This window comes from Mesorhizobium sp. B2-8-5 (genome assembly GCF_006440675.2).
GTDB lineage: Bacteria > Pseudomonadota > Alphaproteobacteria > Rhizobiales > Rhizobiaceae > Mesorhizobium.
Map to the genome: position 1 here is coordinate 731,382 of NZ_CP083951.1, position 24,316 is coordinate 755,697.

At 64.2% G+C, this 24,316-nt stretch carries 30 protein-coding genes; 14 read left to right on the top strand and 16 right to left on the bottom strand.

Features of this window, described 5'->3' with window-relative positions; translation table 11 throughout:
* Positions 1–49: 49 nt before the first annotated feature.
* The 3 genes from FJ430_RS03415 to FJ430_RS03425 form a co-directional block, all read right to left on the bottom strand.
* Positions 50–1,489, bottom strand: coding sequence for a GMC oxidoreductase (locus tag FJ430_RS03415; RefSeq protein ID WP_140708608.1), 1,440 nt, complete (start codon positions 1,487–1,489; stop codon positions 50–52).
* Positions 1,486–1,644, bottom strand: coding sequence for a hypothetical protein (locus FJ430_RS03420; RefSeq protein ID WP_181166880.1), 159 nt, complete (start codon positions 1,642–1,644; stop codon positions 1,486–1,488). The genes FJ430_RS03415 and FJ430_RS03420 overlap by 4 nt, the downstream gene beginning before the upstream one ends.
* A 168-nt stretch (positions 1,645–1,812) precedes the next feature.
* On the bottom strand, positions 1,813–2,574 hold the full coding sequence (locus FJ430_RS03425; protein ID WP_140641929.1) for a GGDEF domain-containing protein: 762 nt from the start codon (positions 2,572–2,574) through the stop codon (positions 1,813–1,815).
* Between the two features lie 150 nt (positions 2,575–2,724).
* Here FJ430_RS03425 and FJ430_RS03430 point away from each other — a divergent pair, with 150 nt between their 5' ends.
* A complete protein-coding gene (locus FJ430_RS03430; RefSeq protein WP_140641931.1) occupies positions 2,725–3,432 on the top strand; it encodes a pyrimidine 5'-nucleotidase in 708 nt (235 codons plus the stop codon).
* A 191-nt stretch (positions 3,433–3,623) separates the two neighbouring features.
* On the opposite strand, the gene FJ430_RS03435 is transcribed toward FJ430_RS03430, so the two are convergent.
* The 4 genes from FJ430_RS03435 to FJ430_RS03450 all read right to left on the bottom strand — a co-directional run bounded on the left by FJ430_RS03435 (position 3,624) and on the right by FJ430_RS03450 (position 6,785).
* Complete coding sequence (locus FJ430_RS03435; protein WP_226892214.1) at positions 3,624–4,550, bottom strand: IS110 family transposase; 927 nt, start codon at positions 4,548–4,550, stop codon at positions 3,624–3,626.
* Positions 4,551–4,880: 330 nt separating this feature from the next.
* On the bottom strand, positions 4,881–5,348 hold the full coding sequence (locus tag FJ430_RS03440) for a hypothetical protein (protein WP_140709187.1): 468 nt from the start codon (positions 5,346–5,348) through the stop codon (positions 4,881–4,883).
* Complete coding sequence (locus tag FJ430_RS03445; RefSeq protein WP_140709189.1) at positions 5,348–5,800, bottom strand: hypothetical protein; 453 nt, start codon at positions 5,798–5,800, stop codon at positions 5,348–5,350. The genes FJ430_RS03440 and FJ430_RS03445 overlap by 1 nt, the downstream gene beginning before the upstream one ends.
* A gap of 175 nt (positions 5,801–5,975) precedes the next feature.
* Complete coding sequence (locus FJ430_RS03450; protein ID WP_181175530.1) at positions 5,976–6,785, bottom strand: hypothetical protein; 810 nt, start codon at positions 6,783–6,785, stop codon at positions 5,976–5,978.
* On the opposite strand from FJ430_RS03450, the gene FJ430_RS03455 reads away from it, so the two are divergent.
* From FJ430_RS03455 to FJ430_RS31725, 3 genes are all read left to right on the top strand, one after another.
* The gene (locus tag FJ430_RS03455) at positions 6,744–7,385 is read left to right on the top strand and encodes a sensor histidine kinase (protein WP_181175531.1); all 642 of its coding nucleotides are present in this window, start codon (positions 6,744–6,746) and stop codon (positions 7,383–7,385) included. The two genes, FJ430_RS03450 and FJ430_RS03455, sit on opposite strands and share 42 nt — an antisense overlap.
* A gap of 258 nt (positions 7,386–7,643) precedes the next feature.
* The gene (locus FJ430_RS03460; protein WP_181175532.1) at positions 7,644–8,135 is read left to right on the top strand and encodes a response regulator; all 492 of its coding nucleotides are present in this window, start codon (positions 7,644–7,646) and stop codon (positions 8,133–8,135) included.
* Between the two features lie 24 nt (positions 8,136–8,159).
* Positions 8,160–8,267, top strand: coding sequence for a hypothetical protein (locus tag FJ430_RS31725; RefSeq protein ID WP_413467859.1), 108 nt, complete (start codon positions 8,160–8,162; stop codon positions 8,265–8,267).
* Positions 8,268–8,302: 35 nt separating this feature from the next.
* Here FJ430_RS31725 and FJ430_RS03470 read toward each other — a convergent pair whose 3' ends face one another.
* On the bottom strand, positions 8,303–9,142 hold the full coding sequence (locus tag FJ430_RS03470; RefSeq protein WP_140641938.1) for an LOG family protein: 840 nt from the start codon (positions 9,140–9,142) through the stop codon (positions 8,303–8,305).
* Between the two features lie 144 nt (positions 9,143–9,286).
* Between FJ430_RS03470 and dapD the strand changes: the two genes are divergently transcribed.
* From dapD to FJ430_RS03485, 3 genes are read left to right on the top strand one after another with little or no spacing between them, the layout of a single operon-like run.
* Positions 9,287–10,141, top strand: a complete 855-nt coding sequence (dapD, locus tag FJ430_RS03475; protein WP_140709195.1) for a 2,3,4,5-tetrahydropyridine-2,6-dicarboxylate N-succinyltransferase — start codon at positions 9,287–9,289, stop codon at positions 10,139–10,141.
* Positions 10,142–10,165: 24 nt separating this feature from the next.
* Entirely contained in the window at positions 10,166–10,537 is a 372-nt protein-coding gene (locus FJ430_RS03480) for a DUF805 domain-containing protein (protein ID WP_140641942.1), read from the top strand.
* A 7-nt stretch (positions 10,538–10,544) separates the two neighbouring features.
* Positions 10,545–11,261 (top strand): hypothetical protein, encoded by a 717-nt coding sequence (locus FJ430_RS03485; RefSeq protein WP_140709197.1) that lies wholly within the window; start codon positions 10,545–10,547, stop codon positions 11,259–11,261.
* On the opposite strand, the gene FJ430_RS03490 is transcribed toward FJ430_RS03485, so the two are convergent.
* Positions 11,221–12,255: a 2-dehydropantoate 2-reductase gene (locus FJ430_RS03490; protein ID WP_140709199.1), complete on the bottom strand. Its 1,035-nt coding sequence runs from the start codon at positions 12,253–12,255 to the stop codon at positions 11,221–11,223. The two genes, FJ430_RS03485 and FJ430_RS03490, sit on opposite strands and share 41 nt — an antisense overlap.
* 176 nt (positions 12,256–12,431) lie before the next feature.
* Here FJ430_RS03490 and dapE point away from each other — a divergent pair, with 176 nt between their 5' ends.
* Positions 12,432–13,631 carry a succinyl-diaminopimelate desuccinylase gene (gene dapE, locus FJ430_RS03495; RefSeq protein WP_140709201.1) on the top strand — a complete coding sequence of 400 codons (1,200 nt, stop codon included), beginning with the start codon at positions 12,432–12,434 and terminating at the stop codon, positions 13,629–13,631.
* A 2-nt stretch (positions 13,632–13,633) separates the two neighbouring features.
* Positions 13,634–14,239: a transporter gene (locus FJ430_RS03500; protein WP_140642079.1), complete on the top strand. Its 606-nt coding sequence runs from the start codon at positions 13,634–13,636 to the stop codon at positions 14,237–14,239.
* A 102-nt stretch (positions 14,240–14,341) separates the two neighbouring features.
* On the opposite strand, the gene truA is transcribed toward FJ430_RS03500, so the two are convergent.
* Genes truA through def form a run of 4 tightly spaced genes read right to left on the bottom strand, consistent with a single transcriptional unit; the run spans position 14,342 to position 17,148 of the window.
* On the bottom strand, positions 14,342–15,097 hold the full coding sequence (gene truA / locus FJ430_RS03505) for a tRNA pseudouridine(38-40) synthase TruA (protein ID WP_140709203.1): 756 nt from the start codon (positions 15,095–15,097) through the stop codon (positions 14,342–14,344).
* Between the two features lie 23 nt (positions 15,098–15,120).
* Positions 15,121–15,627 (bottom strand): GNAT family N-acetyltransferase, encoded by a 507-nt coding sequence (locus FJ430_RS03510; protein ID WP_140641953.1) that lies wholly within the window; start codon positions 15,625–15,627, stop codon positions 15,121–15,123.
* Positions 15,624–16,559, bottom strand: a complete 936-nt coding sequence (gene fmt, locus FJ430_RS03515) for a methionyl-tRNA formyltransferase (RefSeq protein ID WP_140709205.1) — start codon at positions 16,557–16,559, stop codon at positions 15,624–15,626. Before fmt ends, FJ430_RS03510 begins: the two co-directional genes overlap by 4 nt.
* Before the next feature lie 58 nt (positions 16,560–16,617).
* Positions 16,618–17,148: a peptide deformylase gene (gene def, locus FJ430_RS03520; protein WP_140709207.1), complete on the bottom strand. Its 531-nt coding sequence runs from the start codon at positions 17,146–17,148 to the stop codon at positions 16,618–16,620.
* 103 nt (positions 17,149–17,251) lie between these two features.
* Between def and FJ430_RS03525 the strand changes: the two genes are divergently transcribed.
* Positions 17,252–18,505, top strand: a complete 1,254-nt coding sequence (locus FJ430_RS03525; protein WP_140709209.1) for a DNA recombination protein RmuC — start codon at positions 17,252–17,254, stop codon at positions 18,503–18,505.
* Positions 18,506–18,561: 56 nt separating this feature from the next.
* Here FJ430_RS03525 and FJ430_RS03530 read toward each other — a convergent pair whose 3' ends face one another.
* The gene (locus FJ430_RS03530) at positions 18,562–18,966 is read right to left on the bottom strand and encodes a GFA family protein (RefSeq protein ID WP_140641961.1); all 405 of its coding nucleotides are present in this window, start codon (positions 18,964–18,966) and stop codon (positions 18,562–18,564) included.
* 37 nt (positions 18,967–19,003) lie between these two features.
* Positions 19,004–19,963, bottom strand: a complete 960-nt coding sequence (locus FJ430_RS03535) for a cation diffusion facilitator family transporter (RefSeq protein ID WP_140709211.1) — start codon at positions 19,961–19,963, stop codon at positions 19,004–19,006.
* 223 nt (positions 19,964–20,186) lie between these two features.
* Here FJ430_RS03535 and FJ430_RS31560 point away from each other — a divergent pair, with 223 nt between their 5' ends.
* Both FJ430_RS31560 and sugE read left to right on the top strand, forming a co-directional pair.
* The gene (locus FJ430_RS31560; RefSeq protein ID WP_095819016.1) at positions 20,187–20,312 is read left to right on the top strand and encodes a hypothetical protein; all 126 of its coding nucleotides are present in this window, start codon (positions 20,187–20,189) and stop codon (positions 20,310–20,312) included.
* Between the two features lie 193 nt (positions 20,313–20,505).
* Positions 20,506–20,820: a quaternary ammonium compound efflux SMR transporter SugE gene (gene sugE, locus FJ430_RS03540; RefSeq protein ID WP_140709213.1), complete on the top strand. Its 315-nt coding sequence runs from the start codon at positions 20,506–20,508 to the stop codon at positions 20,818–20,820.
* Between the two features lie 117 nt (positions 20,821–20,937).
* On the opposite strand, the gene FJ430_RS03545 is transcribed toward sugE, so the two are convergent.
* Complete coding sequence (locus FJ430_RS03545) at positions 20,938–21,366, bottom strand: DUF6481 family protein (protein WP_140641967.1); 429 nt, start codon at positions 21,364–21,366, stop codon at positions 20,938–20,940.
* Positions 21,367–21,597: 231 nt separating this feature from the next.
* Between FJ430_RS03545 and FJ430_RS03550 the strand changes: the two genes are divergently transcribed.
* Positions 21,598–22,659, top strand: coding sequence for an LLM class flavin-dependent oxidoreductase (locus FJ430_RS03550; RefSeq protein ID WP_140709215.1), 1,062 nt, complete (start codon positions 21,598–21,600; stop codon positions 22,657–22,659).
* Between the two features lie 440 nt (positions 22,660–23,099).
* Positions 23,100–24,269, top strand: coding sequence for an AI-2E family transporter (locus FJ430_RS03555; RefSeq protein ID WP_140641971.1), 1,170 nt, complete (start codon positions 23,100–23,102; stop codon positions 24,267–24,269).
* Positions 24,270–24,316 lie beyond the last annotated feature (47 nt).

A 24,316-nucleotide genomic window follows, 5' to 3' on the forward strand; every position in this document is an offset into this window, starting at 1 on the left:
ACAGGCGGCTGGGCCGCTTTGCATCGGCCAAGCCGGTCTTTTCGGTAGATCAGACGACGATCACCTTGCCGAGGTGCTCGCCCAGGCGGCAAGCGAGCGCGGTGATGGTCGTCGTCGGGTTGCACTGGCCGGAGGTGCAGAACACCGAGGAGCCGCCGACATAGAGATTGTCCATGCCGTGCACCTTGCAATTGGCGTCGACGACGCTTTTCAAGACATCGGTGCCCATGCGGGTGCCGCCCATGTGGTGGTGGCCGGCCGTTTCCTCATTGGTCGGGTAATCGTCGCCATTGCTGATCCAGTCGTCGATGCGGACGCGGCCGAGATTCTTCTGCGCCATGGTCGTGCCGAAAAGCTTCAGGCCTTCGAGCAGCGTGCGGCGCTCGAGCGGCGACTTCTTCCAATGCAATTCGATGCGCGGCACGCCGGCGTGGTCGACATCGACCTTCGACAGCTCGATCTGGTTGGAGGCAAGCGGCGCCTGTTCCCAGGCGACGTAAAGCTGGGCCGCGCAGTGCAGCCTTTGGTCCAGCTGGGACGACATCCACTCCGCCATGTTGGGCGCGGTGCAGGCGAGATCGGCGATCAGCTTCTTGACATTGGGATAAGGCGACTCGATCAGCCGGATGCCGAAATTCATGATCTGCAGCCGCTCCATCGCGGCAAGCGTCGGCGAGAAGAAGGCTTCGTTCGAGGCGTCGACCTCGAACTCTGAGTAATTGGCGAGGATGGCATTGCCGCCCTCGAAGGTCGGATGCTCCATCCAGTAGCGGCCGAGCGCCGTCGCGTTCGGCACCACGCCGCCATTCGAGCGCTCATTCGACCATAACAGCAGCCGCGAGTTTTCCAGCCCGCCGGTGCAGGTGACGAAATAGTCCGCGCCAAAGGTGCCGGCGTCCTGCCCGTTCGACCAGAGCTTCGCGCCGGTGACGCGCTTGCCGTCGCCGGTAAGCTCGGTCGCGTAGGTGTTGAGCACGACGGCGATGTTCTTGCTCTTGTCGAGTTCGTCGGCGAACTTCTCACCGAAGCGCACTGCCGGGCTCTTGATCAACTGCACCCAGCGGATGTCGTCCGAAACCGGCACATCGGGGCGGAAGTCGGGAAGCTCGAGGATGTCGTGGACTTCCGGCAGATAGGGTTCGATGTCGGCGCGACTGATCGGCCAGCCGGTGTCCGGCGCCCAGGCCTTGGGCTCGAAATCTTGGCTGTCGAGCACGCGGCACCAGCCGGCCCAATGGTTGGATGAGCCGCCCATGAAGCGCAGCCTGGTGATGTCGAGGTCGAAATAGAAATCGCCGACCGTCCTGCCGCGATAGAAATCCTGCGACTCTTCGCTGAATTCGCGCGAACCCGCCTCCAGGACGACGACCGGGATGCCGGCTGCGCCGAGCTTCCTGGCGATCGTCGTACCGGCCGGACCGGAGCCGAGGATGCAGGCCTTGGGTTTGAAGCCGGCCTGCTTGTAGGCTTCGTAGCTGTCGAAGATCATGCGAGATCGCTCCGCCGCAGGATCCAGCCATTGATCTCGACGATTTCATCAGGGTCGGCCACGGCCGGCTGGTTGCGGAACAGCGACAGCGCGGGCAGCGCGATCAGCGCCTGCACGATCGCGCGGCGCGACATTTTTCTTATGAACCTGCTCATGACACGTCTCTCGATAGGGGCGTCGATCCACGCATGCCGTTCCTGAACGGCACGCATGCCGCAGAGGAGGCCAATTCCGTGCCAAACCTAGGTGAAATCGGGGTTACATCCGGACGTTCAGCGCGGTTGAATATGGACATGGTTAGGGTTTTCCTAACGCCCGCGGCTTCATGCCGCCTCGGGGAGTTCGCGGTCGAGGATCGAAAGATTGCGGCCGCGGTTCTTCGCCTCGTAAAGCCTGCGATCGGCGGCGCGCATCAGATCGGAAACGGTAGCGCTCTCGCCGCAGCTTATGCCGCCGATCGAGACTGTGAGCGGCACGGTCCGCTCGTCGACGGGGCGGAAGCGGATCAGCTCGACCTCGCGGCGGATACGCTCGGCGATATGCTTGGCTTCCGGTTCGCTGGCGCCGACCAGGAAAGCCGCGAATTCCTCGCCGCCGATGCGGCCGAGCATGTCGCCGCTGCGAATGCCGCGTTCGATGGCGCCGGCAATCAGAAGCAGCGCTTCGTCTCCCGTCAGATGACCGTAGCTGTCATTGATCCTCTTGAAGTGATCGGCGTCGATGATGAGCAGCGCGCCGCGATCGCTCTTGCGCCGCGACCCGTCGAGCGCGGCAAAGAAGGTTTCGCGGTTGAGCATGCCGGTCATGTCGTCGCGGCTTGCCTTTTCCGACAGGCGCCTGTGCGCCGCCGCAAGCTGCGCATGGGCGCGGGCAAGCTCGCGATGGGCGTTCTGCAACCGGTCGCTCTGCCAGAAGCTGCTGGCGCTGGCGGCCCAGGCGAGCACGAGCGGGCAAACCGTCGACGCCAGCCAGACGGTGCGGCTCATCGGAAAGCCCATTGCCGGAACCACAATCAGCGTCAACAACAGCGAGGCAGCGACCGAAGCGAACGCCACGGCAGCGGCCCTCAAAAATATGCGACTCATCACTTGCTCCCAACGGATAGCCTCTGTGCCAGCAAGCGCTGAAGGCGACCTTTCCGAGACTTTTAAAATTTGAAGTGAGACGCCATTTTCACACTTCGTGACGCGCATAAGTTGTGGATAACCTCCGCGCCGGCGTGCCATAAGAAGCGTATGACGATGACACCCGATCCTGCCCGCTTTGCCCATGTCACGGACTGGGTGTTCGACCTCGACAACACGCTCTATCCGCATCACTCGAACCTGTTCGCGCAGATCGACGTCAAGATGACCGCCTATGTCGGCGAGTTGCTGACGCTTTCGCGCGACGAGGCGCGCAAGCTGCAGAAGGAGCTCTACCTGGAATACGGCACGACGCTGAACGGGCTGATGAAGCGGCACGGCATCGATCCCGACGATTTCCTCGAGAAGGTGCACGACATCGACTATTCGCGGCTGGTGCCGGATCCGGTGCTGGGCGCGGCGATCCGCCAGCTTCCCGGGCGCAAATTCATCTTCACCAATGGCGACCGCAGGCATGCCGAGCGCACCGCGCGCCAGCTCGGCATACTGGAACATTTCGACGCCATCTTCGACATCGTCGCGGCGGGGCTCAATCCCAAGCCGGAGCGCCAGACCTATGAGCGTTTTGCCGAATTGCACTCGGTGACCGGACATAATGCGGTGATGTTCGAGGATCTGGCGCGCAATCTGGCCGTGCCGAAAACGCTCGGCATGACGACCGTGCTGGTGGTGCCGCGCAATTTCGAGCCGACCTTTTCGGAGATCTGGGAACGCGACCCTGCAAACGAGGACGACGTCGATTTCGTCACCGACGATCTCGCCAGCTTCCTGACCGCGATCGTCGAGGTCGTGGCCTGAACGATGTTTGCATAGGGCAAGCCTGGGAGGTTGGCCGAAACGCCCATCGCGATCGTCATCCACGGGCGGAGCAAGGAGCGAAGCGACGCGCGTAGACCCGAGGATCCATTCCGTGGCTTTCGAGCGTTGCCGCGGTGCAGAATTCTGCTCTGCTGCATTCCACGGCCCGGGTCACGGAATGGCAACTGTGTTCATGCGAATGCGGTTTTGTCGCGCATGATGGCGTTGAGGACGACCAGGAGCTTCCTTGCGACGGCGATGATGGCGAGCTTCTTGGAGCCGGAGCGGGCAGCAAGTGCGCTGTAGAAGGTCTTGAAGCGCTCACAGGTTCGAATGGCGGTGAGGGCTGCCATGTAGAGAGCGCGGCGCACGCGTGATCGCCCGCCCTGGATCTGGCTCCTGCGGTTGAGCTTGCCGCTTTTGTTGTCGAACGGGGCCAGGCCGACCAGTGCCGCGATCGCCTTGGGTGAGCGCTGGCCGAGCTCGGGCAGAAGCGCCAGCAGCGAGAATGCGCCGACCTTGGAGACACCGGGCACGGAGACCATGAGCGTGTAATCGCGGGCGGTGTCCTCGGCTTGACGAATGACTTCGGCAATCTGGCTCTCGATCGCCTTGATGCGCGTGTCGAGGTAGGCGATCGTTTCTTCCAGATCGGCAATGACGATCTCATTGAAGGCCTCGGCGAGGTGCTTCTTCGCCGTTGCCCGCATCTCGACCAGTTGATCGCGGTAGCGGGCAAGCGATTGAAGCCGCTCGACTTCTTCGCGCGGCGCCGGCTCGGCCTCAGGATTATAGCGACGGCCGTAGTCGCTCAGCATCCTGGCGTCGAGAGGATCGGTCTTGGCCCGCCGTCTCGTCGACTTCGCATAGTGGTGGGTATGCGCTGGGTTGTGCCGCGAGAACGGCACGCCGGCCTTGGCCAGCGCATGGCGCAGAAGCCGGTCATGGACGCCTGTCGCCTCCATGACGACGAAGTCCCGACTGGGATCAAGGCCCGCCACATACGCCGCGATCGCGTCGGCCTGGTTGTCGATGCGCCGAAGACGGCCACTTGTCTCATCAAAAAAATCGAGCCACTGCTTTGAGATGTCGCAGCCGACATAGTTCTGGGCTATCATGTCCACGCCTCTTCCTGTGGTGCGGGGTCTGCTTAGAACAGCCCCGTGCAACTGTTCAGGTTGATGGTTCACCGGTGGGAAGGGACCGGGCCATGCCACGGCCTGTCCGAAAGGACGACCAGGATTCATTCGGTCTCCTTCCCACTTCAAACCATACACCAGAACCAACACACAGGATTCCAGGGTCTGCGCGACGCCGCTTCGCGGCTGCTCCGCCCTAGAATGACGAGGCTGGGAGGCTTCGGCCAATCCCCAGCGTTTGCCCTGATTTCATCGAATGAGCGGTGAATATCTGGCCTATCGATGGGCCTGCAATCTTGTATCGAGGACCTAATCGAAATCCGGAATCGTGCCGGGCGGCAGCCCCAGCCGGCCATTCAGTTCCTTCAGATACCGGCACCAGTCCGGCGTGCCTCCGGCTCCCCTGCCGTTGCCATTGCCGTCGGACGAGTAGCCATTGCCGTGGCCGTTGCCGCAATTGGCGTTGCCGTTGAAGCTGCCGCCATTGAAGTTGCCGCTGAAACTTCCGGCATTGCCGTTGCCGTTGAAGTTGCCGCTGTTGCCATTGCCGTTGAAGTTGCCGGCATTGCCGTTGCCGTTGAAATTGCCGGTGTTGCCGAGAGCGTTGGTCACGCCGACGCCGATCGGAAGGTCGGCAATCCTGACCAGGGTCGAGGCGTCGGCAGCCAGGATCGCGGCAAGCAGCGTGCCGAGCGCGAGGCGGTTTCCGTCAAGCAGCCTCGCCGCCACGCCGCGCTGGCGAGGCCGAACGGGCGCGGCTGATCTCAAGCTGGTCATCAGCGGTTCCCCCGGCCGTTGGAGTTGCCGTTGAAGCCGCCGACATTGCCGTTGCCGTTGAAGTTGCCGCCGTTGAAGTTGCCGTTGCCGGCACCGATGTTGCTGTTGCCGTTATATTGGCCGGTGTTGGAGTTGCCGTTGAAGGCGCCGATGTTGCTGTTGCCGCTTGTCGGCGAGGTGTTGCTGTTGCCGTTGAAGGCGCCGACATTGCCGGTGCCGCTGTTGAACGCGCCGACATTACCGGTACCGCTGTTCTTGTAGCCGACATTGCCGCCGAAGTTGCCGAGCGGGTTCATGCTCCTGACGTTCGAACCGAGGGCTTGGCCGTATTTGCCGACCGCCCCCTGGACAGCCGACATGCCGAAGGCCTGGCTGCCCGTCGCGGTGTCAGCCTTCGCCGCGGTTGCACTCAACAACCCCAGGCATAGCGCCGATATGACGTAGCGTTTCATCTGCGAGCTCCTTCCATGGCTTAGCTTTTTGAAATTGCACCTGTTTCGAAAAGGACTGGGACCGCCGGCGACATGTCGCGATAGCCTTGCGCGGGGGACGGGCGCGTGGCTCGGCGATCCCAGAGACGTCTGCGTCTTTCCAAGTTAAAGCTTGGCGACGCTGAAGTTGGCGACGCTAGTGGTTGGCGTTGCCGTTTCCGTTGCCGCTACCGGCGCCCCAGTTGCCGTTGCCGTTGGCATTGCCGTTGCCGAGGCCGAAGTTGCCGTTGCCGTTCACGTTGCCGTTGCCGAGGCCGAAGTTCCCGTTGCCGTTGCCGTTGCCGTTGGCGGCGCCGGCATTGAGGTTGCCGTTATAGTTGCCGCTGAAGGCACCCATGTTGGCGTTTCCGTTTCCGTTGCCGTTGCCAGCGCCGAAATTGCCGTTGCCGTTGAAGTTGCCGTTGAAGGCGCCGGTGTTGGCGTTGCCGTTGCCGTTGCCGTTGCCGACGCCGACATTGCCGTTGCCGTTGCCGTTGCCGCTACCGACCGAAAATGCGGATGCCGAACCAGTCAGAGCCGACAGGACAGCCGCGGCCAGGATGATCTTTTTCATGACGTTCTCCTTGGTTTGTGTTGAGCTTCCCGGCCAGTTCAAGATGACCGAGAGGACGCTCCAAGGATGCACGCAGAAATAGCACCCATGAATTCGGGCTGATCGGCAGGTGCCGTCGGTTTTTCTGCTGATCCCCGTGTCAGGGAAAGTTGAAGTAATCGGGAAAAAACTGACAGGCATAAAGGCATATGCCGGGTGTATATTGCGCGGAGCATCAACCCCTTGTGCCTCTTCTCGCGGGGCCGGCACTTCGCGGCGTTGACGGAAAAGAAGTCGATGGAGGGTGGCATCGACACCGGCAAAGACGATAGCTCGAGAAAGCGCCGTGGCCTGGCGCGGCATCTGGTTGCCGTGCAGGAAGAGCAGCGCCTGCGCCTGTCGCGCGAGCTGCATGACGATCTGGGCCAGATGCTCGCCAGCGTCTCGCTCGAATTGCACATCGTTCGCGCCGGCTCGCCGGAGATGGACGCCCGCCTCGAGCGCGCCGCGATGCTTATCGACCAGCTGAGCGCCAGGGTGCATGACGCCGCCTGGAGCCTGCGACCCGCGGACCTCGATCGCCTCGGCTTCAAGGCTTCGGTCGAGGACCTGACAACCATGCTTTGCGGTCAACTCGGCATTGCATGCGAGATGGACCTTGAAGCCCTGTCGAGCCCGCCGCCTGCCGAGATCGCGCTCACGCTGTACCGCATTGCCCAGGAAGCGCTCACCAATATCGGCAAGCATGCCGCGCCGAGCCGCGTCAGCGTCACGGCGCACATCCAGGACGATCGGATGCGCCTGACGATCGAGGATGACGGCCGCGGCTTTGACGGCAGCGCCGAACCTGGTCCGGGCCATTTGGGACTTGCCGGAATGCGGGAGCGGCTGGCGCTGGTCGGCGGCAAATTGTCGGTTGAAACCGCCTGGGGCAAGGGGACCACCATTTACGCTGACGTGCCCCTCGCCGGCTGCCCGGCGGCTTCGAGCCGGCAACGATGCGATCGGGTCTGAAACGGCATCTTCGGCGTCAGGTGGGATTACGTGAAGCGCTGCACATCCCGGACATTAGCCGCGGCTTACAGTGCGGCATCATTGGGTTAGGCGGGGGATGGCTTACCCGTTGCGGCCGTTTAGGCCTGCCAGGACAGACGGGCGTCCCGCGCCAGGCGGGGCAGTTGCCTAGACCATCAAGTACAAGAGGGCCCGCTCCAGGCGAGAGGCTCTTTCATCGACTGATGGAGGTTAAAGGTGTGCTGCAGACGGATATTTGTGGTCGATGACCACCCGATCATCCTGTCGGGGGTCGGGGCGATGATCAGCAGCCAGGACGATCTGACGATCGTCGGACTGGCCGGCAATGCCGACGATGCCCTCGAGGGGATCGGCAAGTCGCTGCCCGACGTCGCGGTGGTCGACATATCGCTTCCGGGCATCAACGGGGTCACGCTGATCGAACGGCTTGGCGAACGCTTTCCCGAGGTCAGCTGCATAGCGCTGACGGCGCATGAGGACCCGGGCTGCCTGCGCCAGGTGCTGGCGGCGGGCGGGCGCGGCTTCGTGGTCAAGCGGTCGACCGCGACGGACCTGCTGCAGGCCATCCGATGCGTGTTGGCCGGCGACAACTATGTCGATCCGGCGCTTGCGGCGCGCATATTGAGCCCACGCGGCGCCGCGCAGGGCGATCCGGGCAATCTCAGCGAACGGGAGCGGTCGGTCATCCAGTTGGTGGCGCTCGGTTACAGCAACAAGGAAATCTCGTAGCGGCTCAGCCTCAGCATAAAGACGATCGAAACCTATCGCACCAGGGCAACCGACAAGCTCGAACTTCACTCCCGCGCCGCCATCGTGCGCTTCGCGCACTCGAATGGCTGGCTGATCGAACTGCCGGTGTAGGCGAACCGGCAGGTTGCGCTTCCGGGGCCGCGCTTTCAGAGCTTGTAGAAGCGGCGGATGATGTCCCAGGCTTCGTCGGCCGTGTCGACGAAATCGATGATGTCCTGATCGCCGGGCGAGATCGTGCCCTGCTCGGCGAGGAAGTCGAGATCGATCGCCCTTTGCCAGAACGCCTTGCCGAACAGGATGACCGGGACGCGCTCCATGCGTCCCGTCTGGATGAGCGTCAGCGTCTCGAAGAACTCGTCCATCGTGCCGAAGCCGCCCGGAAACACCGCGACCGCCTTGGCGCGCATGACGAAATGCATCTTGCGGATGGCGAAATAGTGGAAGTTGAAGCAGAGCTCCGGCGTGACATAGGCGTTGGGCGCCTGTTCGTGCGGCAGAACGATGTTCAAGCCGATCGACGGCGCGCCGACATCGTCGGCGCCGCGGTTGCCGGCCTCCATGACGCCAGGCCCGCCACCGGTCACCACGACATATTCACGATAATAGGAGGTGGCCGACTGCTGCGAGCACAGGCGGGCGAATTTGCGCGCTTCCTCGTAATATTTGCTGTTCGCCTCGAGGTTCTTCTTCTGCGTCTCGTTCTTCGCCGCCCAGGCCTCGCCACCCGGTTCGGGCAGGCGGGCCCCGCCGAACAGGATGACGGTCGAGCGAATGCCGCGTTCGGCCAGGATCATTTCCGGCTTGAGCAGCTCGAGCTGCAGCCGTACGGCGCGCAATTCGCGACGCGTCATGAACTCGGGATCGTTCCAGGCCAGCCGGTAGGTCTCGGCGCGTGTCTGCGGGGTATCCGGCACGCCTTTTGAGCGTTCCAGATCCTCGTCCGAATGCGGCAGCGGCGTCCATCCCGCCTTTTCCATGGGAGTCATCGAATCCACCCGTCCAATTCCCTTACTTGCGCCGTCCCGTGACGCAGGCGCGATTGACCCCCATTGAGCCTTAACATAGGGTCCGCGCGACTTTTAAACAGGTTAAGGCGCAGCCCCTTAACAGCTTGGTAATGGAGCGAAATCATGTCGAAGCCCGATCTGGCGAGCCTCGAAAAGACCATCGAAAAGGCCTTCGAGGAGCGCGACACGATTTCGACCGCGACGCGCGGCGAGACGCGCGACGCCATCCAGGCGGCGCTCGACCTGCTCGACCGCGGCGTCGCCCGCGTCGCCGAGCGGCGGGACGACGGCAAGTGGCACGTCAACCAATGGCTGAAGAAGGCAGTGCTGCTCTCCTTCCGGCTGAACCCGATGGAGATCATCAAGGGCGGTCCCGGCCAGGCGGTGTGGTGGGACAAGGTGCCATCCAAGTTCGACGGCTGGAGCGAAGTCGACTTCGAGAAGGCCGGCTTCCGCGCCGTGCCGTCCTCGGTCGTGCGCCGCTCGGCCTATGTCGCGCCGGGCGCCGTGCTGATGCCGTCCTTCGTCAATGTCGGCGCCTATGTCGATTCGGGCACCATGGTCGACACCTGGGCCTCGGTCGGCTCCTGCGCCCAGATCGGCAAGAACGTGCATCTTTCCGGCGGCGTCGGCATCGGCGGCGTGCTGGAGCCGATGCAGGCCGGCCCGACCATCATCGAGGACAATTGCTTCATCGGCGCGCGCTCCGAAGTGGTCGAGGGCTGCATCGTGCGCGAAGGCTCGGTGCTCGGCATGGGCGTGTTCATCGGCCAGTCGACCAAGATCGTCGACCGCGCCACCGGCGAGGTCTTTTACGGCGAAGTGCCGCCGAATTCGGTGGTGGTCGCCGGATCGCTGCCGGGCAAGCCGCTGCCCAATGGCGAGCCAGGTCCCAGTCTCTACTGCGCCGTCATCGTCAAGCGCGTCGACGCCAAGACCCGTTCCAAGACCTCGATCAACGAATTGCTGCGCGATTGATCCTCCACCACAGAGCGGACGCTAGTGTCTGAAAGATCGCAATTCCTCTGGCTGTTCTTCAGCCTTTCGGGACGGCTGAGCCCGGTCGCCTATGCGCTGGCCGGGATTTTGCTGGTGCTTGTCCAGTTTTTCCCGTTCTACCAGTTCGCGCGGGTGGAGCTGAACACGAGCGCCAGCCAGAACTGGGCCATGATATGCTGGGGCGTGCTGCTCATCTCGGCCTGGGCCACGTTCGCGGTGACGGCGAAGCGCTTCCATGATTTCGGCAAGCCGACCTATTTTGCGCTGATCTCGCTGATCATCGGTCCCATCCTGCTCATCATCCTCGCCTGTTTCCGCAGCGATCCCGGACCGAACCGCTACGGCAGGCGCACCAACGCGCCGGGCGATAGCTGAAGTCGCCATGCGCTACCGCACGCTCGATCCGACGCGGATCATCGAGACCGCCCAAAGGCTGGAGGAGCGTGTCGCCGAGCGGTTCCCGGAAAGGGGCCTGCGCGCCGTCGCCGCCGAACTGGTGTCGCTGTCGCGGGACCTCGCCAAGGCCGCCAAGCAGCTGGAAGCGCCGATCTGGTGGCTGCGCGGTGTCATCGTCGCGGCCTTCATTGCCGGCGTGGCGATGTTCCTGTTCGTCGGCACCATCCTGCCGCTCGACCGCATTTCGGGCGCCGACGATGCCGTGCAGTCGATGCAGGGCATCGAGGCGACGATCAACACCGTGATCCTGGCGGTGCTCGGCCTGCTGGCGCTGATCCGCGCCGAGGAGCGGATCAAGCGCAAGAAAGTGTTCCGGCAGCTGCACGGGCTGCGCTCGCTGATCCATGTCATCGACATGCACCAGTTGACCAAGGATCCGGCGACGCTGTCGGCCGACTTCAAGCCGACCTCGCACTCGCCCGCTCGCATCACCAACCCCGCCGACCTGGCGCGCTATCTCGACTATTGCTCGGAGATGCTGTCGATCACCGGCAAGATCGCGGCGCTGTTCGCGCAGTCGGTCAACGACGATGTCGTCGTCAACGCGGTCAACGACATCGAGAACCTGTCCTCCAACCTGTCGCGCAAGATCTGGCAGAAGATCACGCTGATCGAGGACCGCCGCTTACCATTTCCGGCCTAAGACCAGGCGGACCGCGCTTTACCGCTTCCGCCTGACGCACCAGCGCGGTGACGCGTTCGTTGACCGGCGTCGGGGCGCCCGTTCGCCTGGCTAGGCGAATGACCGCGCCCTGCAACTCGTCGATCTCGGTCGGGCGGCCGCGTTTGAGGTCGTCCCACATCGACGAGCGCGCCCGAGGGTCGATCGCCAGCATGCGGCGCGCCAGAAGCCCGAACAGCCAGTCGGGCAACCGCAGCACTTTCGGCAGCAGCGCCGGCGGCAGGCCGGTGATGCGCGCCGGCGCTATGCCCGCCGCCCTCATCGCGGCGAGCGCCTCGTCGATCTCGGCGGCGAGGACGACGCGCCAGCTTCGGTCGGCCAGTTGCCTCGCCAGCGGCAGGTCGGAGAGCGCCACCAGGGCATTGTTGAGGTTCATCAGCAATTTGCTCCACTGCACCGCCTTCATGTCGGCGCGCGCTTCGACGGCAAGCCCGTCGACGTCGAGCAGACCGGCAAGGCCATCGACGCCATCGTCGATCATCACCTTGCCCTGGCTAGCGCGATGCGCACGCAACGGCGCCTCGCCGTCGGGCGACTGGACGACGTTGAACATGACCATGCCGGTCAGCACCCGCCGTCCAGGGAGCGCGGCGCGCAACCTGTCCGCATTGTCGACGCCGTTCTGCAGGCTGACCACTACGGCATCCGGGCGCCCGTGGGCGGCGATCAGCCCGGCCATCTCCGCGGTTGCGCCGCTCTTCACCGTCACCAGGATGACGTCCGCATCGGGGAGTGCTTCCGCCGGATCGTCCGTGGCCGAAATCGCTCGCGCTTCGACGCGGCGGTCGCGGCCGTCAAGATCGCTGACGCGCAGCCCGCTTTCGCGCATGGCCTCGACGACGCGGCCGCGGCCGAGGAAGACGACCTTGCGTCCGGCGAGCGCCAGGCAGCCGCCGACATAGCAGCCAATGCTGCCGGCGCCGGCTATCGCGATGGTGCTTGTTTCACTGGCCATGCATTCGTCCTGGCTTGGCCCGCAACTTGCTATTATGCATGTCGTTTTCCCGGAACCGCTGCCCACACTTCCGGGCGACATGCATTTATACGCCATGAAAACCATATTGTCGGCGGCATGACCGGCGATGATCTGCCATCGTGACACGACAAACGCTTTCGACTATCGCTTTGCCCATGACATTGCCGACCGATCCCGCCGCGAATCTTGCCGCCCTGATCCGTTGCCCTTCCGTGACGCCCGCCGAAGGCGGGGCGCTTGCCGCGCTGGAGGGTATGCTGAAGCCGCTCGGCTTCTCGGTCGAGCGACCGGTCTTCTCGGAAGACGGCACGCCGGACATCGAAAACCTCTATGCGCGGCGCTCGGGCAACGGCCCGCATCTGATGTTTGCCGGCCATACCGATGTCGTTCCGGTGGGCGACGAGGCGGCCTGGACGCATCCGCCCTTCGCCGCCGAAATCGCCAATGGCGAGATGTATGGCCGCGGCGCCGTCGACATGAAGGGCGGCATTGCCTGCTTCATTGCCGCGGTGGCGCGCCATGTCGCGAAGAATGGCGGGCCAAAGGGCTCGGTGTCGCTGCTGATCACCGGCGACGAGGAAGGACCGGCCATCAACGGCACGACGAAGCTGCTCGACTGGGCGGCGGCCAAGGGCGAGAAATGGGATGCCTCGATCGTCGGCGAACCGACCAATCCGGATGCGCTCGGCGACATGATCAAGATCGGCCGGCGCGGTTCGCTGTCGGGCAGCGTGACCGTCAATGGACGCCAGGGCCATGCCGCCTATCCGCAGCTTGCCGACAACCCGGTGCGCGGGCTCATCAGCCTGGTCGACGCGCTGCTCCATCCGGTGTTCGACAAGGGAACCAAGGATTTCCAGCCGACCAACCTCGAAGTGACGTCGATCGATGTCGGCAATCCGGCGACCAACGTCATCCCGGCCAAGGCGACGGCCATTTTCAACATCCGCTTCAACGACACCTGGGATGCGGAGACCCTCCAGGCCGATATCCACAACCGGCTCGACCAGGCCGCCGGGCGCAAGAAATACCGGCCGGGCAAGAAGGCGCCGGTCGAGTACGAGCTCGTCTGGCGCGATCGGCCGAGCCATGTCTTCCTCACGCGTGACGAAAAGCTGATCGATACGCTGGGCAGCTCGGTCAAGGCGGTGGTCGGCAAGACGCCGGCGCTCTCCACCTCCGGCGGTACGTCGGACGCGCGCTTCATCAAGGATTTTTGCCCGGTGGTCGAGTTCGGCCTGGTCGGCAAGACCATGCATATGGTGGACGAGCGCGTCGCGCTTGCCGACCTCGAGACGCTGACGCAAATCTACGAACGCTTCATCGAAGACTGGTTCGGACAAGGCCTTTCGTGACCATGCTTTCGGCGGACGAAACCTATGCTTCGCTGGCCGGCGCCTGGCGGCTGATGTTCGGCAAGGCCGACGGCTTGCGCCTGCTCGACCTTTCGGCCGACGGTTTCTGGAATTCCTTCTTCGCCATTGTCGTGGCGGCGCCGGCGCTGATCGTCGGCTGGGTCGGGATAGCCAATGAGATCGGCGATCCGGACGCCTTCGCCGGACGCCTCGGCATGCTGATACGGCTGGCGACCGTCGATATCGGCTCCTGGGTGCTGCCGCTGGTGGCGCTCGCGCTGGTCGCGCCGCGCGCCGGCATCGGCGGCCGCTTCGTCCACTATGTCGTCGCTTCCAACTGGACGTCGGCGATCATCGCCTGGCTGATGCTGCCCTCGGCGCTGCTCAGGCTCTTCCTGCCTTCGACCAGCGACGTGAACAGCCTCGTGTCGCTGTTCCTGTTCGCGCTCTCGATGGTGCTGACATGGCGCATGACCAATGCATCGATCGGCAGGGGCGCCGCCGTGGGCACCACCGTGTTCGTCGGCATGTTCATTGCCTCGCTGCTCGTCCTGTTTGGCTTGCAGGCACTGCTCGGCATCGACATACCGGACGGCACGACGGGCTGATCTTTGCAAACCCTGGCAAAGTCATTTCGCCTGCGGAAATGGCCGAACGGGCGCGCAAGCACCACGAGACCCACTCGCAGAAGAAGCCGTGAAGCGCCGCCCTCAGGCGTCCTCCGGATAATCCACCCCGACGAGAAACAGTCCATCCGGCGGCGCAACCTGGCCGCAGGCGGCGCGGTCGCGCGCTTCGAGCGCCGCCTTGAGATCGGCGGCGCCCCAGGAGCCGTCGCCGACGCGCTTCAGCGAGCCGACCATCGAGCGAACCTGGTTGTGCAGAAAAGAGCGGGCCGAACTGCGCACCTCGATGAAGTGGCCATCGCGGCTGACGTCGAGGCGGTCAAGCGTGCGAACCGCGCTTTCGGCCTGGCACTGGGTGGAGCGGAAGGTGGTGAAATCGTGCCGGCCGAGGAGCACCTTGGCAGCCTCATGCATGGCCTCGGCGTCGAGGCTCTTCGGCACCCACCAGATCTTGCCCTTTTCCAGCGCCGCCGGCGCCCGGCGATTGAGGATGCGATAGAGATAGTGGCGGCCGGTGGCGGAAAAGCGCGCGTCGAAGCCGTCGGCGACCACGGCCGCTTTCAGGACGGCGACGCGCGCGCCGGCCGCCTGCAGATGGGCGTTCACCGCATCGCGCACCTTGTCGCCCGACCACGCTTTGGCCAGGTCGACATGCGCCACCTGGGCAGTGGCGTGCACGCCGGCATCGGTGCGGCCGGCGGCACGTATTCTCACGGCCTCGCCGCAGAACTTTTCGATCGCCTGCTCGATCGCCTGCTGCACCGAGGGCTGGTCGGCCTGATGCTGCCAGCCGGCGAACTGGCTGCCGTCATATTCGATATCGAGCCGAAAACGCGGCATGCCAGCTGTGCTTTCGCCTTAACCTAGGCGGCTAAAGCGGTGAAGGCTGAAGCGTAGACCAGCTTGCCGGTCTCGGGCGAGTCGCCCCAGGCCAGCGCCTGCAGCGCCTCGCCCTGGTACTCGCTTTCGAACTTTCCGGCGCGGGCGTGGGTGTAGCCGAAGCGGCCGTAATAGACCGGATCGCCCAGAACCACGGCCAGCGTCTCGCCGGCTTCCTTGAGCCGCACATGCGCCTCGCGGATCAGCGCGCCGCCGATGCCGGTGCCGTGGAAGGAGGGCTCGACCGCCAGCGGCGCCAGCGCGACAGCGGCGAACTGCTTGGCGCCGTTCTGCACGAAAAGCCGCGAGAAAAGAATATGGCCGACGACCTGGCCGTCTTCCTCGGCAACCAGTTCGACGACGGCATCGCCGCCGGTGACAATCGCGTCGACCAGGCCGGCTTCCGCCTGCTGGCCAAAGGCATGCTCTTCGACGAGGCGGATCGCCTCGCGATCCCGCGGCGTCGCCGCGCGTATCGACATCATGCTCATGTGAGTTTCATTCCTTTTTCGATCTTGGCTCCGCGCAAAAACTCCTGCGCGGCGGCAGGCCTTCCGCCCGCCCGTTGAACTTCGACCAGCCTGACCGCGCCCGACCCGCAGGCGACCGTCAGCCGGTCATCGAGAATTCCTCCCGACTCGCCGACGCCATCCGAGAGCGTCGAGCGAAGCAGTTTCAGCCGCTCCGTGCGGCCGCCAATTTCGACCTCGCACCACGCGCCCGGAAAGGGCGAGAGGCCGCGAATGTGATTGTGGACTTCGCCAGAAGGCCGCGTCCAGTCTACGCGTGTCTCCGATTTATCGATCTTTCGGGCGTAGGTCACCCCTGCCGTCGCCTGTTGGGCAAATGTCAGACAATTTATCCCCAACTGGGCGAGCGCCTCAACCATCAGCGAAGCGCCCTGAACCATCAGCAGGTCGTGCAATTCGCCGGCCGTCATATCGGGTGCGATGGCGACTTTTTCAACCATTGCCACCGGCCCGGTGTCCAAACCTTCTTCCATGCGCATGATCATCATGCCGGTCTCCGCATCGCCGGCCATGATCGCGCGCTGGATGGGAGCAGCACCACGCCAGCGTGGCAAAAGCGAGGCGTGGCCGTTCAGACAGCCCAGCCTCGGCGCGTCCAGAACGGCCTTTGGCAGCAGCAGCCCGTAGGCGACGACCACGGCGACATCGGCCTGCAAGGCTGCGAAAGCCTGCTGCTCGGCCTCGCTTTTCAGCGACGTCGGCGTCCGAACGTCGAGCGCCAGCCGCTCCGCCTCGCGCTGCACCGGCGAGGGCGTCAGCTCCAGCCCGCGCCGGCCGGCGGCGCGCGGCGGCTGGGTGTAGACGGCCGCGATCTCGTGGCCGGCCTCGGCGATGGCGCGCAAGGTCGGCACGGAAAAATCCGGCGTGCCCATGAAGATGACGCGAAGCGGCATGACGTCCTGCGATCCTGTCTCGTGGCAGCTCCAGGTGCTCGCGCGGTCCAGACCGCCCCTACCCTACCATCTTGCCCGGCACCTTGTCCCTGGCGAGCTTCTTGAACTTCCTCACCACCATGTCGCGCTTCAGCTTCGAGATGTGGTCGATGAACAGCACGCCGTTGAGATGGTCGATCTCGTGCTGCAGGCAGGTGGCCATCAGGCCTTCCGCCTGCATCTCCTGCAGCTTGCCGTCGCGGTCGAGATACTTCACCCGCACCGAAGCCGGGCGCTCGACCTCGGCATAATAGTCCGGGATCGACAGGCAGCCTTCCTCATAGACGGAACGCTGGTCGGAACTTTCGAGCACTTCCGGATTGATGAAGACATGCGGCTCCGGCGGCTCGCCTTCCTTGGCGAGGTCGATGACCAGCAGCCGCCGCGGCTCGCCGACCTGGATCGCCGCAAGGCCGATGCCCGGCGCGTCATACATGGTGTCAAGCATGTCGTCGGCGAGCTTGCGCAAATCGGCATCGACGCGCTCGACCGGCTCGGAAACCTGGCGCAGGACGGGATCGGGAAGGATGATGAGAGGCTTGATCGACATGGCGTCTCACCTAAGACCTCGCTTGAAAAGCGTCAACCGGGGCATCTTTGGCTTGTTCACGTTTTGATCTGTGCCAGGCGGCCGAATCGGTTATGCTGGCCAAATGAACGACATGACCTCCATGCTTTCCGAGCCCATCGCGCGGCTTGGCGCCACGACCATCACGCTTGGCCAGGCGCTGGCTTTCGGCGCAATCCTCCTGCTTGCGCTGTTCGTGGCGCTCGTGGTCGCCTTGTGGCGCGCGGCCGGGGCGCGCGCGGTGGCGGCCGCCGAAGCCGCCGACCATGCCCGCGATGCCGAGGCGAGAATGGCCGACATTATGCAGGCGCAGGCCGAGATGCAGGGGCGCATGGGCGCGATCGCCGAAGTTTTTGGGGCGAGGCAGGCCGAGCTCACCCAGTCGCTCGGACAACGGCTCGACGCCATGACCGGGCGTCTCGGCCAGACCATGGCCGAGCAGACCAAGTCGACGCATGAGAGCCTGGCCAAGCTGCAGGAACGGCTGGCGGTGATCGACACCGCGCAGGGCAACATCCAGTCCTTGGCCGGCCAGGTCGTGCAGTTGCAGGCAATCCTCTCCAACAAGCAGACGCGCGGCGCCTTCGGCCAGTCGCGGATGGAGGCGATCGTCGCCGACGGCCTGCCGCACGGCGCCTACGAATTCCAGGCCAGTCTGAGCAATGGCAGCCGGCCCGACTGCCTGGTGCGGATGCCGAACGGCGCGCCGATGCTGGCCGTCGACGCCAAGTTCCCGCTCGAAGCCTGGAACGCCATCCGGGCCGCCGAGGGCGCCGACATGCAGAAGGCGGCGGCGCAGGCTTTTCGGCGCGACATCGAGATACATATCCGCGATATCGCCGAAAAATACCTGATCCAGGGCGAGACGCAGGACACCGCCTTCATGTTCGTGCCGTCGGAATCGGTGTTCGCCGAAATCCATGAGAACTTCGAGGCGGTGGTGCAGAAGGCGCACCGCGCCCGCGTCGTCATCGTCTCGCCCTCGCTGCTGATGCTGTCGATCCAGGTCATCCAGTCGATCCTGAAGGACGCCCGCATGCGCGAGCAGGCGCATCTGATCCAGGGCGAGGTCATCCGGCTGATGGAGGACGTGGCGCGGGTCGACGAGCGGGTGCGCCGGCTGCAGACGCATTTCGGCCAGGCGACCAAGGACATCGACGACATCCTGGTCTCGACGTCGAAAGTGACCAAGCGCGGCCAGAAGATCGAGGCGCTGGAGTTTGCCGAGGGCGAGGCCGAGCCGCCGCGCAACGGGCCGGCCAAGGTCGAGGCCGGGGCGCGCGTGGCCGATTCAAAGACGGGTCAGCTCAGGCTGCGCGTCGTCGAAGGCGACGAGTAGTCGCGGAAGATTCGGCCAATCGCCAAGGCTCGCGCCAGCTGGCCGATCCGATAGCGCTATTGCTCTTCCGTCGTCGCCATGCCCTCGAATTCCGGAAGCCAGCGCAGGGCCGACCGGTGCCATTTCTGCTGTCTGGGAACCAAGTCCTGACGCTGCCGCGCGGTCCCGACCCTGATCCCATAAACCTTCGGACCATCGCCGACCGACGTTGCATAAAGATGCGAGCCGCAGTCGGCACAAAAAGCCTGGGCGCGCCTGGCGCCGCTTGCCACGACCTTGATGTAGATCTTCGGCGCGCCCCTGGTGATCCGGTAGTCGCTTTCCGGCGCCGGAACGGTCACCCGAAAGGCCGTGCCGGTCAGCTGCTGGCAGTCGGTGCAGTGGCAGATCGAGGTCTTTTGCGGATCGACTTCCGCCTCATAGGCGATCGCGCCGCAGTGGCATCCGCCGTCGATTTTCATTGCCTTTTCTCCCTAGAAAAACTTCGCCGCCTCAAGCCTAACTCTCGTCCGAAGCCTCGGCGATGGCCTCGCGCCGCTGCTCCCATGTGCCAGTCGTTTGCGGCTTGACGAAGAGCCTGGATATCTGCGGCATTTCCTGCTTCAGCGTTGCCTCCAGGCGCTCGACGCAGGCCTCGATCTCGGGCGCGGTGAGATGATCCTCGAATTCGATGCTCAAACCCGCGACGATTTCCTCCGGCCCGATATGGACGCTCAGGATTCCGTTCGCCCGCTGGACCGCCGGATCCTCCTGGACGATCGCCAGCACCTTCTTCTGCACTTCGGACGAGGCAGGTTCACCGAGCAGCAGGCCCTTGCTCTCGCGCGCCAGGAAGATGGCCGTGGCGCCGAGGATGATGGCGATGCCGATCGAGCCGACGCCATCGAGCTCGGGGACTTCCAGAAGTTCGGCCGACAGGATGCCGGCGAAGGCGACGATAAGGCCAAGCAGCGCGGCGCTGTCCTCGAACAGCACCGTGTAGACGCTCGGATCCTTGCTCGACTGCACAGCCTGCAGCCAGCCTTGCTTACCCTTCTGCTGCCGGAACTCCTTCAGCGCCACCAGCCATGAGCTGCCCTCGAAGACGAAGGAGAGAGCAAGCACGATGTAGTTGACCTTGGCATTGACGACCGGTTCGGGCGCCATGATGTGGATAACGCCCTCATAGAAGGAAACGCCGGCGCCGAGCGCGAACACCAGAAGCGCCACGATGAAGCTCCAGAAATAGAGCTCGCGTCCGTGGCCGAGCGGGTGGGTGCGGTCGGGCGGTCGCGCGGCGCGGTGCATGCCATAGAGCAGGAGCCCGCCATTGCCGGTGTCGACCAGTGAATGCACGCCCTCCGACAGCATGGAGGACGAACCGGTGAAGAACGCCGCCGCGAATTTGGTCAGCGCGATCGCCAAATTGCCGGCGAGCGCGGCATAGATCACTCGTCTTGACCCGCTATGTCCTGCCATTCGATCTCCCGGCGCGCCCGAGCATTGATGCCCGCCCAGGCGAAACTCCACAGACAATGCGCCAGGCAGTCCGAAGTTCAAGCCACCATAGCGCGCTCGAGCCAGCATGGCGTCGGGAAACCGGTTGACATCCGGCTGGACGGCTTCGCAAGCGAGGCGGGGCCTCTTGCGGTCCGGCATTTCTCTTGTTTCACTTGCACGTCCACAATCGGAGGAGCGAATCATGGCTAAAGGTGCGATGAAGGCGGGCAAGGAAGCCCGCAAGCCGAAGAAGGACGCCAAGAAGCCCGCTGCGGCCCCGGCTCCGAAGGCGCCGCCGGTCAAGGCGATGCGCATAAAGGAAAAGTAAGCGGCCGAAATTCGGTCGATCCGGCTCAATGCAGACTTTGAACCGGCGGCATGACAGTGCTGCCGGTGTTTTGTTGATCGGGAAACAGGCCACCCCATATCAAGGGCGAGGACGACCTCGCTTCCCCGAAAACCGGCCGGGACGACCCGCCACCAGGCATCTCAAGCGATGCCGGAATGACGGAGTGTCTTCGATGTCCTGGATTCTTCTTTTCTTCGCCGGCCTGTTCGAGATCGGCTGGGCGATCGGCCTCAAATATACCGACGGCTTCTCGAAGCCGCTGCCGACCCTTCTCACCATTGCCTCGATGATCGTCAGCCTCGGCCTGCTCGGGCTGGCGCTGAAGACCCTGCCCGTCGGCACGGCCTACGCGGTGTGGACCGGCATCGGCACCGTCGGCACGGCGCTGCTCGGCATCTGGCTGCTCGGCGAGCCCGCGACGATTGTCCGGCTCGCCTGTATCGGCCTGATCGTCTGCGGCATCGTCGGGCTGAAACTGGTCGCCTAAAAGCGCGTCGCGTCGAAACGGATTCACGCGATGCGCTTTAAATTAGCCCGTTATCCGCAGCACAAACGCGTTCAGGGCCGCTTTCGGCGACCCTGAGCCATTTTTCCTGGAATTGCTCTAGCGGGCGGAGAAGCCCGGAGGCGTGCGGCCGACGCGTGCCTTGCGAGCGGCGTAGCGTGCGTCACGCTTGGCCTTGCGCGCGGCCTCATCGGCAAGTTCGAAAGCGATGCGCTCGGAGTCCTCGGCCTCGCGGCGCTTGGCCTCTTCGGCCGCCGCAGCTTCCGCCGCAAGACGCGCCGCTTCAGCAATCGCCTCGCGCTCGGCCTTCTGGGCCGCTTCGCGCGCCAGCTTTTCCTGCTTCAGCCTTGCCTTTTCCGCCTCGCGGATGGCGCGGGCCTCAAGGATAGCCTTGCGTTCGGCCTGGCGAGCCAGCACTGTCGGATCATCCGCCGCCGGTTTTGCCTTGAAGCGCTCGAGCAGCGCCTTCTTTGCCTCGTTCGCGGCATTGCGCCGCTCGAAAATGTCTTTTTCCCTGTAGATAGCCAAGTGCACTTCCCTGCAGTCTATTCGCGACGCTTACATACGCGTGAAAGCGGCAAGTTCAAGCGCCAAAACGGTATACCAGCCATGAAAAATCCGGGCTTGTTGCCGAAGGGATACGGCTCGGCAGCGCGCGATGCACTGTTCACAGATCGCACCTCTGGCGGGCAGAACGGTAGATGGCTACCTCTAGTGCCGACAAGCAACACCCATATGAACACTTCAGGATAAAACCAGATGGAACTCGGTCTCTACACTTTCGCCGATGTCAGCCCGGAGCCGGGTGTCGGCGCGATCGGCCCGCATGAGCGGCTGCGCAACCTCATCGAGGAAATCGAGATGGCCGACCAGGTCGGCCTCGACGTGTTCGGCCTCGGCGAGCATCACCGCCCCGACTATGCCGCCTCGGCTCCGGTCGTGGCGCTGGCCGCGGCGGCCGAGCGCACGAAGCGCATCCGCCTGACCAGCGCGGTCACGGTGCTTTCCTCCGACGATCCGGTGCGCGTCTTCCAGCAATTCGCGACGCTCGACCTTCTGTCCGGCGGCCGCGCCGAGATCATGGCCGGGCGCGGCTCCTTCATCGAATCCTTCCCGCTGTTCGGCTACAATCTCGAGGACTATGACGAGCTCTTCGCCGAGAAGCTCGACCTGTTGCTCGCCATCCGCGACCAGGTGACAGTGACGTGGCAGGGCAAGCTGCGCGCGCCGATCAACGGCCGCGGCGTCTATCCGCGACCGTTGCAGGAAAAACTGCCGGTCTGGATCGCCATTGGCGGCACGCCGCAATCCGCCGCCCGCGCCGGCGTGCTCGGCCTGCCGCTGGCCCTGGCCATCATCGGCGGCGAGCCGGCGCGTTTCGCGCCGCTGTTCGATATCTATCGCGAGGCGGCGCGGCGCGCCGGCACCGACCCCGCAACGCTTGCCACCAGCATAAACGTGCACGGCTTCATCGCCGAGACGACCGAACAGGCGGCCGACGATTTCTACGGACCGCAGGCCGAAGTAATGAACCGCATCGGCCGCGAGCGCGGCTGGGGCCCAACCTCGCGCGCCCATTTCGACCAGGCGCGCGGACCCAACGGCGCGCTCTTCGTCGGCAATCCTGAAACTGTGGCGGAAAAGATCGTCGCCCAGCACAAGATCTTCGGCAACGACCGCTTCCTGCTGCAGATGGCGATCGGCACCATGCCGCATGCCAAGATCATGAAGGCGATCGAGCTCTACGGCACCAGGGTGGCGCCGATCGTGCGCAAGGAGACGGCGAAGGCCGCGCCCGCCATCTTGGCGCCCGTCGCCTGAGCGGCAGTCGAAGCCGGTCTCCAGATGCTAGAGCAACTCCAGGAAAAGTGTGAGCGGTTTTCCGTCCGGAATTGCGTAGAAACAAAGAGATAGAGCGGTTCGCCGTTTCCGTGAAACGGTGAAACGCGCTAGGCCTCTGGATGCCCGGCGCCGACGGCCATTTCGGCATGGAGCGTCTCGGTTGTCTCATCGGCCGGGAACATGCACTCGACACGCGGTTCCTGGGCGGCGACGGTTTGCGGCTCGATCTGTCGTCGCGAAAGCCTGCCCCGTATTAGGCCAGGCCGGCGCGGCGGCTCAATTACACGTCATGTAATAGCGCGACCGCATGAGCGATGCCGGGGAAAGCCGGCTCATGGAACCTTGCCCGGAACTCCCGCGTTTCGCGCAGAAGCCTGCCATGCATTCATTGTTTGGGTGACGGGCTGCAAGGGGAACCGATGAAAACCGAACCGATTGCTTCGGGCGCGAGCGTTGCCGAAAGCCCTGATCCGCGTGCCAACGCCCGGGCGGACATGCGCTTGACGCGGTCGCTGGTGATCGGGATTTTCATTCTGCTGACGATCGCAGCGCTCTACTTCGCCCGTGACTTCTTCATGCCGGTGATCCTCGCCTTCCTGCTGGCGCTGACGCTGACGCCGATCGTGCGCTTCCTGCGCAAGCACGGCGTACCGGAGGTGGTTTCGGCGACGCTGCTGGTGCTGCTTTCCATCTTTGTTTTCGTCGTCGCGGGCTATCTGCTCAGCGGTCCGGTCATCGACCTCATCAACAACTCCTATTCGATCGGCCAGCAGCTCACCGAGCGGCTGGCACCGTTCAAGCGGCCGCTCGAACGGGTGATGGATCTCGCGCATCAGCTCGAAGCGCTGACCGAGACTTCGCAGGAGCCAGGCGTGCAGCGGGTCGCGGTGGCGCCTTCCGGCGTTCTGTCCACGGCGGCCAGCAATATCCTGGAAGCCGGCACCTCGATCACCATCGTCTTCGTGCTGTCGCTGTTCCTGCTCGCCTCGGGCACGCTGTTCTACGAGAAGATCGTGCAGTCCTTCACCAGCATGACCCAGAAGAAGCGGGCGCTGCGCGTGGTCTATGACGTCGAGCACGAAATCTCGCACTATCTGCTTACCGTTGCCCTGATCAATGCCGGCCTCGGCACGACAATCGGGCTGGGCCTCTGGGGGCTCGGCATGCCCACCCCGCTGGTGTGGGGCGCGGCGGCGGCGCTGCTCAATTTCCTGCCCTATGTCGGCGCGCTGATGACCGTCCTGCTCGTCGCCATCATCGCGCTGATCAGCTTCGACACGATCGCCTATGCGCTGCTGCCGCCGGCTTTCGTGGTGTTGTGCGATATCGTCGAAGGCCAGTTCGTGACGCCGACGGTGGTCGGCCGCCGCCTCGAGATCAACGCGGTGGCGATCTTAATCGCCATCGCCTTCTGGTCATGGCTATGGGGCTTCGTCGGCGCGCTGATGGCGGTGCCGTTGCTGGTCGTCATCAAGGTCTTCTGCGACCATTTCGAGGGCTTGAGCCATGTCGGCAACTTCCTCGCGGCGCAGCAGTCCATGGCCGTGGACGAGGAAGCGACCGAGAACAATCACAAATCCGCGCCCTGAAACCCTGGCATAATCTCAAACCTCGCACATTGTTTGCGGCACCGCCG

What these genes read in the sequence shown, in the direction of transcription:
- FJ430_RS03415 (WP_140708608.1), bottom strand. Translation starts at nt 1,489, where the DNA reads ATGATCTTCGACAGCTACGAAGCCTACAAGCAGGCCGGCTTCAAACCC.
- FJ430_RS03420 (WP_181166880.1), bottom strand. Translation starts at nt 1,644, where the DNA reads ATGAGCAGGTTCATAAGAAAAATGTCGCGCCGCGCGATCGTGCAGGCG.
- FJ430_RS03425 (WP_140641929.1), bottom strand. Translation starts at nt 2,574, where the DNA reads ATGAGTCGCATATTTTTGAGGGCCGCTGCCGTGGCGTTCGCTTCGGTC.
- FJ430_RS03430 (WP_140641931.1), top strand. Translation starts at nt 2,725, where the DNA reads ATGACGATGACACCCGATCCTGCCCGCTTTGCCCATGTCACGGACTGG.
- FJ430_RS03435 (WP_226892214.1), bottom strand. Translation starts at nt 4,550, where the DNA reads ATGATAGCCCAGAACTATGTCGGCTGCGACATCTCAAAGCAGTGGCTC.
- FJ430_RS03440 (WP_140709187.1), bottom strand. Translation starts at nt 5,348, where the DNA reads ATGACCAGCTTGAGATCAGCCGCGCCCGTTCGGCCTCGCCAGCGCGGC.
- FJ430_RS03445 (WP_140709189.1), bottom strand. Translation starts at nt 5,800, where the DNA reads ATGAAACGCTACGTCATATCGGCGCTATGCCTGGGGTTGTTGAGTGCA.
- FJ430_RS03450 (WP_181175530.1), bottom strand. Translation starts at nt 6,785, where the DNA reads ATGCAGCTCGCGCGACAGGCGCAGGCGCTGCTCTTCCTGCACGGCAAC.
- FJ430_RS03470 (WP_140641938.1), bottom strand. Translation starts at nt 9,142, where the DNA reads ATGACTCCCATGGAAAAGGCGGGATGGACGCCGCTGCCGCATTCGGAC.
- dapD (WP_140709195.1), top strand. Translation starts at nt 9,287, where the DNA reads ATGTCGAAGCCCGATCTGGCGAGCCTCGAAAAGACCATCGAAAAGGCC.
- FJ430_RS03485 (WP_140709197.1), top strand. Translation starts at nt 10,545, where the DNA reads ATGCGCTACCGCACGCTCGATCCGACGCGGATCATCGAGACCGCCCAA.
- FJ430_RS03490 (WP_140709199.1), bottom strand. Translation starts at nt 12,255, where the DNA reads ATGGCCAGTGAAACAAGCACCATCGCGATAGCCGGCGCCGGCAGCATT.
- dapE (WP_140709201.1), top strand. Translation starts at nt 12,432, where the DNA reads ATGACATTGCCGACCGATCCCGCCGCGAATCTTGCCGCCCTGATCCGT.
- FJ430_RS03500 (WP_140642079.1), top strand. Translation starts at nt 13,634, where the DNA reads ATGCTTTCGGCGGACGAAACCTATGCTTCGCTGGCCGGCGCCTGGCGG.
- truA (WP_140709203.1), bottom strand. Translation starts at nt 15,097, where the DNA reads ATGCCGCGTTTTCGGCTCGATATCGAATATGACGGCAGCCAGTTCGCC.
- FJ430_RS03510 (WP_140641953.1), bottom strand. Translation starts at nt 15,627, where the DNA reads ATGAGCATGATGTCGATACGCGCGGCGACGCCGCGGGATCGCGAGGCG.
- fmt (WP_140709205.1), bottom strand. Translation starts at nt 16,559, where the DNA reads ATGCCGCTTCGCGTCATCTTCATGGGCACGCCGGATTTTTCCGTGCCG.
- def (WP_140709207.1), bottom strand. Translation starts at nt 17,148, where the DNA reads ATGTCGATCAAGCCTCTCATCATCCTTCCCGATCCCGTCCTGCGCCAG.
- FJ430_RS03525 (WP_140709209.1), top strand. Translation starts at nt 17,252, where the DNA reads ATGAACGACATGACCTCCATGCTTTCCGAGCCCATCGCGCGGCTTGGC.
- FJ430_RS03530 (WP_140641961.1), bottom strand. Translation starts at nt 18,966, where the DNA reads ATGAAAATCGACGGCGGATGCCACTGCGGCGCGATCGCCTATGAGGCG.
- FJ430_RS03535 (WP_140709211.1), bottom strand. Translation starts at nt 19,963, where the DNA reads ATGGCAGGACATAGCGGGTCAAGACGAGTGATCTATGCCGCGCTCGCC.
- FJ430_RS31560 (WP_095819016.1), top strand. Translation starts at nt 20,187, where the DNA reads ATGGCTAAAGGTGCGATGAAGGCGGGCAAGGAAGCCCGCAAGCCGAAG.
- sugE (WP_140709213.1), top strand. Translation starts at nt 20,506, where the DNA reads ATGTCCTGGATTCTTCTTTTCTTCGCCGGCCTGTTCGAGATCGGCTGG.
- FJ430_RS03550 (WP_140709215.1), top strand. Translation starts at nt 21,598, where the DNA reads ATGGAACTCGGTCTCTACACTTTCGCCGATGTCAGCCCGGAGCCGGGT.
- FJ430_RS03555 (WP_140641971.1), top strand. Translation starts at nt 23,100, where the DNA reads ATGAAAACCGAACCGATTGCTTCGGGCGCGAGCGTTGCCGAAAGCCCT.